Genomic DNA, 12,732 nt, shown 5'->3' with positions numbered 1-12,732 from the left:
CTTTTATGTTGGTAACGTAATTCTTAGGTGAGGATTTGAATTGGTTATGGAAGAGAAACAAACAACAAATAGATTGGACATGGAATCAGTAGGAAAATCTTTCTTGAGGTACTTAATTCCGTCGATTGTTGGAATGTTGCTGATGGCTGTTAATATTGTTGCTGACGGGATTATGGTCGGCAACAAGTTGGGACCTATCGCTTTGGCTGGTGTCGGAATTGCGGGACCCGTATTCACTATTTTTGTAGCGATGTCCTTATGGATTGGTATTGGTGCTGCGACTCGATATTCGGCAATGATGGGTGCAAAACGTCCAGATCAAGCACGGATCATTTTTTCACATGCGATCGCCTCTATCTTTGTCTTAACGATCATCATTGGGCTGACTGCCTTTATCTTCAGAACAGAACTTGCTTATTTACTAGGTGCGAATGTGGATACGTTTGAATATACATCCGGTTACTTGAACGTTATGTTGCTGTTTGGATTCGTCTTCACAGTAGAAAACACTTTTAGTATTTTAGTGCGAAATGATGGAGGTCCTAATACAGCAATGATTGCGCTGATCTCTACGTCAGTGGTCAACATCATATTGAACTATGTGTTTTTATTTATACTAGATTTTGGCGTAGAAGGTGCAGCTTTTGCAACGATACTTGGTGGACTTGTTGGTTTAGTTATTCTCAGTACGCATTTTTTTAGAAAAAAAAGCAACTTACGTTTGGTACGTTTCAAGTTTGATAAGAAGCTTACTCTTCTTATATTAGCGGTTGGGTTTCCAAGTTTTCTTGCAGAAGTCGGAATTTCAGTTTTTACGATTTCTCATAATCTTACCTTTAAATATCTTGCTGGAACTGTTGGTGTATCAGCTTTTACCATTTTGAACTATGTTCACAGTGTGATGTTGTTGTTATTTCTCGGAATGGGTGCTGCTATCCAACCGTTGATCAGTTATTACAGCGGAGCCAAGGATGAACAAAAGATAAAGCAAACGATACGTCTGGCAATTGCTACATCTCTAGCAGCGGGTATCTTCTTTATGCTCATTGGTCAATTTGCAGCAACTCAGATTGTCAGTTTGTTTGGTGACTTCCCAGAAGAAGTGCTGGCGCTAGCGGTATCGGGCATTAAACTATTCTTTATCGCCTATCTCTTTATGGGAACAAACTTTGTCATGATGACTTATTATCAATCTATTGGACATATTCGAATGGCGACCTGGATTACTGCAGCACGCGAAATGATTGTTTTGCTAATCTTACTGATGATTATGCCTCGACTATTTGGACTGACGGGTGTCTGGCTCGCGATTCCAACGTCCGAATTTATCGTTCTTGTGACAATTTACTACTATCATAGAAAATGGCATAGCTAAGAGTTGATTTTGATGATATTTAGATCGTGTTCGACTTTACAGTTAGCTAAAAATATATTAAAAGAGAGAAACCTTAGCGTATTTGGGTTCTCTCTTTTTTTTGCATCGTGAAAATAGGAAGTGCTGAAATCACATAAAATAGAACTGGATTACTAGTTTCTCAAATGAAGGAGCGGAAGCTTGGTATCACTCAAATAGGAGTATAGAATATAAAAAAAATTTGAACATTTCGTATTATTTTATACGAAATGATTGACAGAGTATTCAAACGGAATTATGATAAATGGAGTGATTCGGAAATGCATCCCGTTATTCGGAATTAGATAAAAGTGCTGTAGGAGTAGAAAGATGGAGGATGGTTATTATGGTCAACCGAGCGATTGAAAATTGTGATGCACTTAGACCTGCATCTGAAGTAATGCAAATCCAAAGACTAGGAGTTATGCGCTCAACCAGTCTCAGTTTTTTACGAATTATGTTCCGCAAAATGATGCGCGAAGCTTGGGATATTAAACAAACATTATTCGATTTAGATAACGATGGCTACGGGGAAGCTTTATATAAAATTACAACTCCGCAAGGACATTATACGTTTGTTGCCTTGTCACGAGAAATTAGTGATGAAGTTCGAAGTGATCGTGTCATTTCAGAACGATGGGATATCACATTCGCATTGTGTGAAGGCGAAGTTTCCGAAAAGAAATTAAAAAAAATGAAGCAAGAACTTCCAAAACAAGAAATGGGCAGAGGCGATGTAACGGATCTCGTTTGGTCAAGAGCTAATAAAAGTCAGCGTGTTTTCAAGCACGTTGTGGAAGCGCTATCAAAAGGAGAACAGCCAGACTTAAATATCCTATACGAAATTGGCTACTTGTTCAGAACGACAGCGGTTTATGGTAATGGCAAGTTTGGCATTGCGCCTTATGAAAAAGTAAAAGAACATCATACATTCAGCGGTGCATTTCAAGCGCAAATGTTCGCGGTATATATGTTGCGTCATTTCAGCTTTGAAATGGTTGAACACATCGCGCGCAAACGGAATCCACAAGCGGCTCAACTGGGAGTAGAGGCAAAAAGATTAGTAGGCACAGGGAATGCAACGGGCCTTGGAATGGTTCCTTATGTGATTTCGCATCCAAAACTTCTTAACCAGTGGATGATGATTCGAGAAACGGCATTGGCGTGTGCAAAACAAAAAAACCCTTCACCTGAAGATTATAAGCGTTTCATTCGCAACTTAGATCGGGTTCATCACTTCTTTGAAAGTGCACCTATTCCACACACATTGTTTTTTGAAAACCCGAGACACTTAGCTAATGAAGTCGAAGCCATTTTAACGTTAGTAAAAGATAGTAGTGAAACAGCAATTCGTTCAGGAGGCAATACTGAACAGACTTGGGTGCAATTGACGGACCGAGTAAAAGAGCAATTTACTGTCGAAGCACAAGAACTTATTAATTCTCAACTAATCGAATTATATCCAGAAATTATTGTAGACTTGGAGCAACAAACAAATGCAGATGATCGCATTCTCCTAGTACCTGAAATGACGATTGGAGCTCTGCGTTCAATTATTAAAAAGCAGTACGAGTGGGTATTCCAATATGATTTCAGTCAACCCGAGCAAAAACATTATTTCTGGTATCGATCAGTCGAAAAAGAAGAACCTCGTCTAGGTGAACACGGAGTCGATCCCGGCGCTGAACTCGCAATGCCGATGAATATCGCCGAGCAAGTTCAACAACTCACAGCAGAACTAGCAACGTGTGAAGATGAGCAGTCAGTTGCGTTATTCTTATTTGAAAAGCCAGAATTAAGAGGAATTGTTAGAAGAATTCAATCTCTTGAAGGATTACCGTATGGGGAAGTACAAGCGAATTTAACAGGGGCTGATTTACTGCCAGTGTACTTGTTGCGATGTAAGCTTGCCATTTTTGGAGCAGAACGATTTGATCCGAAGTCGAATCGGTGGGTTCGCATTACATTATTCCAAGGTGCTCCATTAGTTGAAGAAATCGGAACCTCTGCATTTAATGATGATTGGTTCTATCCATTATTACCAAATTCGGAGGAGATCAAATGACGATTGATATAAAAGACATGATGGTTATAGACGCACTGGAACTAAGTAAATGGGACCGAGATTTTGTAGTGATGCTGCAAAAGGGTGGCGTTAAGTGTGTGCATGCTTGTGTTGGATTGTGGGAGAATGCTCGTGAAACTTTGACCAAAGTGGCGGAATGGCATCGATTCTTTGCGGATCACAACGACCTAGTAATGGCTGTAAAAACAGGAGAAGATATTGCTACAGCGAAGCGTATCGGAAAACTGGGCATCATTCTTGGTGCACAAAATACATCTGCTTTAGAAGATGAACTGGGATTAGTATCGGTATTCAATCAACTTGGTGTGAAAATTATGCAATTAACATACAATAATCAAAATCTTGTCGGCAGCAGCTGTTATGAAGAAACAGATCCTGGTCTTTCAAGATACGGCAAGAACGTTATTGCCGAGATGAACCGCGTTGGAATGGTCATTGATTTGTCCCACGTGGGCAACAAAACATCATTAGACACACTGGCACTATCAAGTCGTCCAGTTGCGATTACCCATGCTAATCCAGATTGGATTTACCCTACAAAGCGTAACAAGTCAGAAGAAATTTTAACGGCATTACGTGACAATAAAGGCGTGCTTGGTGTGTGTGCTTATCCTCACTTGATCAACGGAGCAGGTACAACTTTAGAAGAGTTTTGCGATATGATTGCACGCACTGCAGATTTCATGGGCATTGATCACATCGGAATTGGAACCGATTTGACGCATAACATGTCTGTTGATTTTCTGGCATGGATGAGAATGGGAAGGTGGACGCATGAAATCGAGTATGGTGCGGGTTCAAAAGAAAATCCAGGTTGGCCGGATTGGCCAGAATGGTTCCAAACGCCACTTGATTTCCCGAATATTGTTCAAGGGTTATCTGCTCGTGGCATGACGTTTGATGAAATTTCTAAAATTATGGGTGGCAACTGGTACCGTTTCTTCGACGAAGGGTTTAAGGCGCAGAAGGAGTTGGTGACATGCGTGTCTCTCACATAGAATTATATACGCATTGCAAAAAAATCTTTCAAGCGTGTGGAGTTCCTTACGGATACGCAGAAGAAGGGGCAGAAACCGTTGCAAATGCCGAGTTTCTTGGGTTATATGGATTGCAGCAATTATCAGATGAGTTGCCAAACTTACAAAGCCAACTAGAAGAATTGAAAATAGTAAGTGAAACAGCGCAACTGACAGTGATAAATGGTGGCAAACAAAGTGGAATGTTACTCGGAAAAGCGTGCGCTGATTACGTAATTGCGCGTTTGCAAAATCAACAATCAACCGCTGTGTGCATTAAACAAACGACTCCGTCACGCGTACTGGCGCAGCAAGCTATGTATATGTCGAAAAAAGGACTGGGAAGCATCATTTTGTATAAGTTAAGAGGTCATTCGTCGCTCATTATCGCGTCACCAAGTATGGAGTTTCCGGTGATGATTCATAAGCGAAACAATGCGGACATAGTGGAAATAATCAATAAACAATTGAGGCTTACTGGAGACAAAGCGCTCGTATTGCCGGAAACCTTTACAGACTTTTTCATGTTCGGAACAAAGTCTATAGAAGCCATAGATCAATTGATTGAGCAATTCGAACAAACCATCGACCCATCTTGCATTATCACAACAACTGAGGATTTCGAACAAAAATGGATTTCTTCATGGGAAAACGGCGCAGAAATCAACAAAGAATTGTGGATGGATTTAAACGAAACGGGCAAGCGAATGTTAGTCGAATCAACAGACCAATCCCGATCGCATGGAGCGGGCTAAACCATATAACAGCTGGAGGAGATTGTAAATGATGACAGTAAAAAATGAAGTACGCGTGTTAAAGAACTTTATCAATGGTGAATGGGTAGAAACATCAGGAACAGATATGCTTGAAATTAGAAACCCTGCAAACAAAGATGAAGTTGTGGTAAACGTTCGTCAGTCTAACGAAAAAGACGCGCAAGCAGCTATTGAAGCGGCAGCAGCAGCATTCCCAGCATGGAGTAAAACACCCTCTCCTGCAAGAGGCGAATACTTATTCAAAATTGCAGCGATCATGGAAGCAGAAGCAGAAGAAATTGCTCGAATCATTGTTCAAGAAGAAGGTAAAACATACGCAGATGCATTTAAAGAAGTGAATTACGCAGCAGGCATCGTGAAGTTTTATGCAGGTGAAGGACGCCGCATGACAGGACGTATCATTGAATCGGATATGGCGGGCGTTCAAATTGAATTACACAAAGAAGCACTAGGTGTTGTATTAGTCGTAACACCATGGAACTTCCCATTGTCGATTCCAGCTTGGAAAATTGCGCCTGCTATTTTGAGCGGCAATACAGTTGTGTTAAAAGCTTCTTCTGAAACGCCATTGACGGCACAGAAATTTATGGAAATTGTTGAAAGAGCGGGTGTACCTTCAGGTGTCGTAAACCAATTAGTGGGACCGGGTCGCCTTGTAACGGAGATGATCAATCATCCTGCAGTTAAAGCCATTACATTTACAGGATCAAATCGTGTAGGAAACTTAATTTACGCAGAAGCCGCAAAAGAAATGAAACGTGTCTTGCTTGAAATGGGTGGCAAAAATCCATTGATCGTGATGGAAGATGCCGACGTGGATGCAGCAGTCGCACTTGCCGTAGCTGGTGGATACGGTCAAACGGGGCAAGCCTGTACAGCAACGAGTCGTGTAGTTATTCACAAAGACATTCGTCAAGAGTTTACGGATAAATTAGTGGCGAAGTCAAAAGAAATCAAAATAGGTAATGGCATGGATGAAGGCGTTACAATGGGTCCTCAAGTAAGTGAAGGAGAGCGTCAATCTACATTAGATCTAATTCAGAAAGCAATCGATGAAGGCGGCGAAGTATTAACGGGTGGCGGAATTCCAGAATTTGCAGGGTCAGACAAAGGATTTTTCGTTGAACCAACGGTTATCGGTAGTGTAAAATCAGCGATGACCATTGCACAAGAAGAAGTATTTGGTCCTGTTATTAGCATTATTGAAATTGACTCAATTGATGAAGCAATTGAAGTAGCAAATGACGTGGCATTTGGTTTGTCAGCTGCTATTTGCACGAAAAACTTAACATACATGAACCGCGCACTTAGCGAAATTCAAGCTGGAATTGTCAAAGTGAATATGACGACAACAGGCACATTCTTCCAAGCACCTTTTGGCGGCTACAAGCAGTCAAGCACAGGCACATATAAAGAGCTAGGCAGCGAAGCCGTTGAGTTTTATTGCCAAAACAAAACACGTTACATTAACAGTAACTAAGTAAAGAGTAGCAGCAGGGAAGGATGCAGCCTTCCCTTTCTATTTTACTAATTTGCATGTAACATAATGAGTCATAATAGAGTGCAAAGGAGTATATGAATGTGAAAAAAACGCCGGAAGTATCAGCAACAGTAGTACGTGCCATATCAATTATTAATTATTTGAATGAAGGATCAGGTTCAAAAGGTGTCGGGGAAATTAGTAAAGACTTAGGGCTATCAACGACAATTGTTCATCGCTTGTTAACAACATTAAAAATTGAGGGCATGGTTTTTCAAGATCCTCGCTCTAAATTATATTCTTTAGGAACTGTATTTTTAGATTACGCCAATAAAATCTTAACGGAAGTGCCAATTGCCCCTGTGGTTGAACCGTGGCTGTTGTCGCTACGCAACGAAACAGAAGAAACAGTTGGATTTTATATGCCAACAGGTCAAATGCGCATCTGTGTATTAGAGTATGAAAGTCAGCAAGAAATCAGACGTTCAGTTGGAATGGGCAAACGGTTACCGATTCATGTCGGTGCAAGCGGACGGGCGATTCTTGCATTTCAGTCAACTGAATTACAAGAGCGTGTGCTGTCAACACGCCCACCAGAAGAAAGAAGTCGAATCGAGCAATTGCTTGAAGAAACAAGAAATCAAGGATATGCAACAAATGAAGAGGAAATTACGACCAATGTAGCAGCGATATCGGCACCGGTATTTGATCCGCAACACCGCGTCATTGGTGCAATCTCTATATCCGGCCCACTTTTTAGATGGAACCGTAAAACGATGGAGCCACATATCTCGAATTTATTAGCTGCAACAAAAGAAATTGCATACTCACTTTAAAAAGGGCAAGGTGATCCAGATGAAACCAGAAGAGAAATTAAAAGAACTAGGATTAGCGTTACCTGAAAAACGTGCAAAAGGTGGGAATTACATTTCTTGTGTTCGAACAGGAAATTTACTGTTTTTATCCGGTTCACTTTCTTATGATGTAATTGGCAAAGTAGGCGATACCTTAACAATTGAAGAAGGCTATGAAGCTTCAAGACAAGCGATTTTATTTGCGTTAACGACGATTAAAGAAGAAGTTGGAGAATTATCAAAAGTGAAGAAATTCGTCAAATTACTCGGCATGATCAACACGGCTTTCGATTTTACGGGTCAGGCAAAAGTTATGAACGGCGCATCAGACTTATTGGTTGAAGTGTTTGGTGAAGAAGTTGGCACGCATGCGCGAACTGCAGTTGGCATGATGTTGCCGCGCGGAGCAGCTGTTGAAATTGATATTATCGTTGAAGTGGAGTAAAGTTTCTCCACTTTTTTTAAAAAGTAAGCGGTTACAACATATGCGGATAGAGGAGGTTTTATTTTGAACAAATATGGATCTAGAACAGACTGGCCTGTACTGCTAATTAGTGGGGGGTTACTCGTTGCTTTTGTACTTGCGGCATTTATCAATGTAGATTTTGTATCAAATATGGTCAACCAATCTTTCGCATTTGCCGTAAAATACTTCGGATCATTTTGGCAAATATTGCTGTTAGGAACGTTTTTTATTGCACTTTTCCTCGGCTTCTCAAAATACGGCAACATTCGTTTAGGAGGTCTCAAAAAGCCGGAAGTTGCTTATTTTAAATGGATTGCCATGATTATGACGACGTTACTAGCAGGTGGCGGGGTATTTTGGGCCGCTGCTGAACCGATGTATCACTTTCTTGATCCTTCCCCTAATTTTGCTGGGGCAAGTGTAGTGGGCGGTACAGAGAGCGCTGTTATTCCTGCATTTGCACAATCTTACTTGCACTGGGGTTTTCTGGCATGGTCGATTCTCGGAACGCTTGGAACGATTGTGTTGATGTATGCACATTACCAAAAAGGCATGCCGTTAAAGCCGCGTACTTTGCTGTATCCTTTACTCGGTGAAAAAATCATGAAAAACAATGCACTTGGGACGATTATTGATGCGTCTGCAGTCATTGCTGTAGCAGCAGGAACGATTGGACCGATTGGGTTTCTCGGCTTGCAAGCGGCTTACGGAATGGAAGCGTTGTTCGGGGTACCTAACACTTTGTTGACACAAGTAATCATTATCATCGCTGTAGTTGTTATCGCTACGATATCAGCTGTTACAGGTTTGCGTAAAGGAATCCAATTTCTTAGTAATTTAAATGTCATCATTACGCTAATCCTAATGATTGCGATTTTACTACTGGGTCCAGGTGGATTTATTTTCGATACATTTCTCGCGGCATCAGGCGTTCACTTGCAAGAATTCCTTGCCATGAGTACGTTCCGCGGAGATTCGGTGTGGTTAGGATCTTGGACCATTTTTTTCTGGGGCTGGTTCCTTGGCTATGGTCCAATGATGGCGATCTTTATTTCAACGATTACCCGGGGACGTACGATTCGTGAATTGATTTTGGCGGTGTCCATTATCGCACCAGTCGTTACGGCATTTTGGTTTACGGTTGTCGGAGGTACGGGGATGTTTTATGAACTAGCTCAGCCAGGCGTTATTTCGGAGGCATTGAATGCATCAGGTACACCAGCTGCCATGGTAGCGATTACGCAACAATTGCCACTGAGTTCATTCATAGCACCGCTATTCCTGCTAGTTACCATTTTGTTCGTTGTCACGACTGCGGACTCGATGGCTTATACCATTTCAGTTGCGATAACAGGAGACGGTCATCCGCCAAAATCGATGCGTGTGTTCTGGGCAATTATTATGGGGGCAGTAGCGGTTGTGCTGTTAATGATTAGTGAAGGCGGGATCCAAGCGATTCAATCGTTTATTGTTGTTACAGCAATTCCGGTTTCCTTGTTGTTACTACCGACTTTTTGGGCTGCTCCAAAAGCAGCGAAAATCATGTATGAAGATCAGTTTGGAAAAGCAGTTAAAGAGAAGAAACCAGTGACAATAGCTGATGAACTGATTGCAAGTTCATTAGAAGACTAAGAAAGCTAGAAATTTCAATGGATTCGCATATGTTAGTTAGCAATATGCATTGCATCAAAAGGCCGCTAATCCAGTAATGGATTGACGGCCTTTTGAATGTTGTATTCACTACTGCTTATGTTGAAGTTCGGCTACTCGTTATTGAGGTATAGTAAGAGTGTTGATTTAAAAGCGAGTGTAACACGAGAATCTTTTTTGGAAGGTTGGTGAAACGTTTGCCAAACTTTGCAATCACCATCTTTGATAGAGCATTTAACGAATAGAAAGAAGGAAGTTATAGTGACCTATGCCATACGGAGTGCACAGCCAGAAGACGGTACGAAAATTATTGAGTTTTATAATAGAGTTGGTGGAGAGACAGACTATTTGTCATTTGGTCATGATGAATATTCCCTGTCTGCGGAGAGCCTGACACAAGTCATTGTACAAATGAAAAAATTCAAAGGTACTTGTATGTTTCTTGTAATAGAAGGAGAAGAGATTTTGGGGATCGGCACAATTGATTCTAGTTCTAAGCCTAGGTATCGCCATGTGGGAACACTGGGCCTTGTGATTAGTCAGTCATATACAGGAAATGGACTAGGCCGCGTATTGATGAATACTTTAATCGATTGGGCTAAGACAAATGGACAAACCGAAAAAATTTCACTCGTCACGCGTGCAGATAATGAGCGTGGCATCGCACTTTATAAGAAAGTAGGGTTTGAGCAAGAAGGTACTTTTTATCGAGACGTCTATGACGGCGAACGTTATTACGATAACTTATCCATGGCACTTTATTTATGAGGATAAAAATCCCTAGCATAAAAGCGTGTTAAAGACTTTTTGAATGTATTTACTAATAAAAGGAGCGGAAATGGTTTTAAGTAGAATTTAAAGGATAAACAAAAGAGAAACAAGCTAATGTTCAGAGATAACTACTTGGTTTTGGGCGTTTGTATGATAGAACTTCCGTAAAAAGGATGTTAACTGAATCTATCTCTTCAATTCATATTGTAAGTGATGAAAGAGTTGGTAAATTGTGTGTATATCATATACAATTGTATACTTATTGCAAAAAACCTTTCAAGTGAAAAGTTCTTTCTTTCTATGCAAAGTAAGAGTGGAAACAATTGAAACGATTACTGTTTATGGAGGTACAGCTTATCATATTTGCCAGGTCAATTGTCTAGTACACAGGATCAACAAAAGTAGATGAAAACAAAAATGGATGGTTGCTTAGACACTTGTGTACAGCAGATGCTGTCGATTGCGGCAACTATTAAAATGGATATCATAACCAAACAACAGCTAGAAATATGTATGTAGATTTTATGCGGATAAAGGAGGTTTTATTTTGAATAAATATAGATCGAGAACAGACTGGCCTGTACTGCTAATTAGTGGGGGATTACTCGTTGCTTTTGTACTTGCGTCATTTATCAATGTAGATTTTGTATCGAATATGGTCAATCAATCTTTTGCATTTGCTGTTAAATATTTCGGAGGATTTTGGCAAGTGCTGTTTTTAGGAACGTTTTTTATTGCACTTTTCCTTGGGTTCTCAAAATACGGCAACATTCGTTTAGGGGGTCTTGAAAAGCCGGAAGTTGCTTATTTTAAATGGATTGCCATGATTATGACGACGTTACTAGCAGGTGGTGGGGTATTTTGGGCCGCTGCTGAACCGATGTACCACTTTCTTGATCCTTCCCCTAATTTTGCTGGGGCAAGTGTAGTAGCTGCTACAGAGAGTGCTGTTATTCCTGCATTTGCACAATCTTACTTGCACTGGGGCTTTCTGGCATGGTCCATTCTCGGAACACTTGGAACGATTGTGTTGATGTATGCACATTACCAAAAAGGCATGCCGTTAAAGCCGCGTACTTTGCTGTATCCTTTACTCGGTGAAAAAATCATGAAAAATAGTGCACTTGGGACGATTATTGATGCGTCTGCAGTCATTGCTGTAGCAGCAGGGACAATTGGACCGATTGGGTTTCTCGGCTTGCAAGCGGCTTACGGAATGGAAGTATTGTTTGGAATTCCGAATAACTTGTTAACGCAGGTAATTATTATTATTGGTGTAGTGATAATCGCTACAATTTCGGCTATTTCAGGTTTACGTAAAGGGATCCAATTTCTTAGTAATTTAAATATTATTATTACACTGATCTTAATGGCTGCGATTTTGATACTAGGACCAGGTGGTTTTATCCTCAATACATTCCTGGCGGCGACAGGCGTTCATCTTCAAGAATTTCTTGCCATGAGTACGTTCCGTGGAGACTCAGTGTGGTTAGGTTCTTGGACCATCTTTTTCTGGGGTTGGTTCCTTGGTTATGGTCCAATGATGGCGATCTTTATTTCAACGATTACGCGCGGACGTACGATTCGTGAATTGATTTTAGCAGTGTCTATCACAGCACCAATCGTCACGGCATTTTGGTTTACGGTTGTTGGAGGTACGGGGATGTTTTATGAGCTAGCCGAACCAGGCATTATTTCGGATGCTTTGAACACTTCGGGTATGCCAGCTGCGATGATGGCCATTACACAACAATTGCCACTCGATTCATTCATTGCACCGTTGTTCTTGTTGGTTACCATTTTGTTCGTTGTCACGACTGCGGACTCGATGGCCTATACCATTTCAGTTGCGATAACAGGAGACGGTCATCCGCCAAAATCGATGCGTATTTTCTGGGCAGTTATTATGGGGGCAGTAGCAATTGTGCTGTTGATGATTAGTGAAGGGGGAATTGAAGCGATTCAATCGTTTATTGTCGTTACAGCAATTCCGGTTTCCCTGCTTTTAGTGACAACTTTTTGGTCTGCTCCAAAAGCAGCAAAAGTTATGTATGAAGATCAATTTGGCAGAACTGCTAAATTGAAAAATAGAGCAGTAGTCAGTAAGAAAACAAAAGATAATTCACTAAAAGACTAAGTTCATGCTCATCTTGTTAACGGATGTATGTTGAAAAACACACTAGAAATAACTACTCAAACAGCCAGCAACGGATCATCCGTTGCTGGCTGTTTTTTTGTCA

General features: G+C 40.9%; 8 protein-coding genes and 2 pseudogenes. All 10 read left to right on the top strand.

Annotated features, from left to right (window positions below):
- The first annotated feature begins 46 nt into the window (after positions 1-46).
- A complete protein-coding gene (locus AUO94_RS05875) occupies positions 47-1,375 on the top strand; it encodes an MATE family efflux transporter (protein WP_058386968.1) in 1,329 nt (442 codons plus the stop codon).
- Between the two features lie 364 nt (positions 1,376-1,739).
- Positions 1,740-3,458 (top strand): hypothetical protein, encoded by a 1,719-nt coding sequence (locus tag AUO94_RS05870; protein ID WP_149457089.1) that lies wholly within the window; start codon positions 1,740-1,742, stop codon positions 3,456-3,458.
- Positions 3,455-4,477, top strand: coding sequence for a membrane dipeptidase (locus tag AUO94_RS05865; protein WP_058386348.1), 1,023 nt, complete (start codon positions 3,455-3,457; stop codon positions 4,475-4,477). The genes AUO94_RS05870 and AUO94_RS05865 overlap by 4 nt, the downstream gene beginning before the upstream one ends.
- On the top strand, positions 4,459-5,250 hold the full coding sequence (locus AUO94_RS05860; protein ID WP_058386347.1) for a DUF3726 domain-containing protein: 792 nt from the start codon (positions 4,459-4,461) through the stop codon (positions 5,248-5,250). Before AUO94_RS05865 ends, AUO94_RS05860 begins: the two co-directional genes overlap by 19 nt.
- Positions 5,251-5,278: 28 nt before the next feature.
- Positions 5,279-6,751, top strand: coding sequence for an aldehyde dehydrogenase family protein (locus tag AUO94_RS05855; RefSeq protein ID WP_237150185.1), 1,473 nt, complete (start codon positions 5,279-5,281; stop codon positions 6,749-6,751).
- 95 nt (positions 6,752-6,846) lie between these two features.
- On the top strand, positions 6,847-7,587 hold the full coding sequence (locus tag AUO94_RS05850; RefSeq protein ID WP_058386346.1) for an IclR family transcriptional regulator: 741 nt from the start codon (positions 6,847-6,849) through the stop codon (positions 7,585-7,587).
- 19 nt (positions 7,588-7,606) lie between these two features.
- Positions 7,607-8,050: a RidA family protein gene (locus AUO94_RS05845; RefSeq protein WP_058386345.1), complete on the top strand. Its 444-nt coding sequence runs from the start codon at positions 7,607-7,609 to the stop codon at positions 8,048-8,050.
- 63 nt (positions 8,051-8,113) lie between these two features.
- Positions 8,114-9,607, top strand: a pseudogene (locus tag AUO94_RS05840) (BCCT family transporter); the annotation flags it as partial.
- A gap of 375 nt (positions 9,608-9,982) precedes the next feature.
- Positions 9,983-10,489 (top strand): GNAT family N-acetyltransferase, encoded by a 507-nt coding sequence (locus AUO94_RS05835; protein ID WP_058386343.1) that lies wholly within the window; start codon positions 9,983-9,985, stop codon positions 10,487-10,489.
- Between the two features lie 550 nt (positions 10,490-11,039).
- A pseudogene (locus AUO94_RS05830) lies at positions 11,040-12,533 on the top strand (BCCT family transporter); the annotation flags it as partial.
- Positions 12,534-12,732 lie beyond the last annotated feature (199 nt).

Source organism: Planococcus kocurii, assembly GCF_001465835.2.
GTDB classification, from domain to species: Bacteria; Bacillota; Bacilli; order Bacillales_A; family Planococcaceae; genus Planococcus; species Planococcus kocurii.
This window is presented reverse-complemented; position numbering and strand designations above follow the sequence as displayed.

Excerpts from the sequence above, each read along its gene's own strand:
- AUO94_RS05875 (WP_058386968.1), top strand. The coding sequence starts at position 47 with ATGGAAGAGAAACAAACAACAAATAGATTGGACATGGAATCAGTAGGA.
- AUO94_RS05845 (WP_058386345.1), top strand. The coding sequence starts at position 7,607 with ATGAAACCAGAAGAGAAATTAAAAGAACTAGGATTAGCGTTACCTGAA.
- AUO94_RS05855 (WP_237150185.1), top strand. The coding sequence starts at position 5,279 with ATGATGACAGTAAAAAATGAAGTACGCGTGTTAAAGAACTTTATCAAT.
- AUO94_RS05860 (WP_058386347.1), top strand. The coding sequence starts at position 4,459 with ATGCGTGTCTCTCACATAGAATTATATACGCATTGCAAAAAAATCTTT.
- AUO94_RS05865 (WP_058386348.1), top strand. The coding sequence starts at position 3,455 with ATGACGATTGATATAAAAGACATGATGGTTATAGACGCACTGGAACTA.
- AUO94_RS05870 (WP_149457089.1), top strand. The coding sequence starts at position 1,740 with ATGGTCAACCGAGCGATTGAAAATTGTGATGCACTTAGACCTGCATCT.
- AUO94_RS05850 (WP_058386346.1), top strand. The coding sequence starts at position 6,847 with ATGAATGTGAAAAAAACGCCGGAAGTATCAGCAACAGTAGTACGTGCC.